This window comes from Terriglobus sp. ADX1, assembly GCF_036877645.1.
Classification (GTDB): Bacteria; Acidobacteriota; Terriglobia; order Terriglobales; family Acidobacteriaceae; genus Terriglobus.
In genome coordinates this window covers 1-255 of the sequence record NZ_JAEDXV010000077.1, presented here as the reverse complement: position 1 = coordinate 255, position 255 = coordinate 1, and the positions used below count along the sequence as shown (strand labels likewise).

Below are 255 nucleotides of genomic sequence, written 5' to 3'. Positions count from 1 at the left end.
TGAAATCAAGGAATCCTCCACCCGCATCAGCATGGCTGGTCTGAAGCAGTGCCTGAAGGATGCCGGCATCAACTGCTAAGTGGAGATACAGCGAAGCTCAAACGCGCAAAGCGCGTCATCCTGAGCGAAACGAAGTGAAGCCGAAGAACCTGCATTCGCTTCTGCCCACTCCACTTCACTGGAAACAAAAGATGCCCGCCGCACAAAAGCGACGGGCATCTTCACATCCGTAGAAAATCTATTTCCCGAAACCAA

1 protein-coding gene is annotated in these 255 nt (G+C 52.2%); it reads right to left on the bottom strand.

The window, feature by feature from the left end:
• Positions 1 to 75: 75 nt before the first annotated feature.
• On the bottom strand, positions 76 to 255 hold a 180-nt coding region (locus JAO32_RS19760; RefSeq protein WP_334243607.1), incomplete at its 5' end, for a hypothetical protein.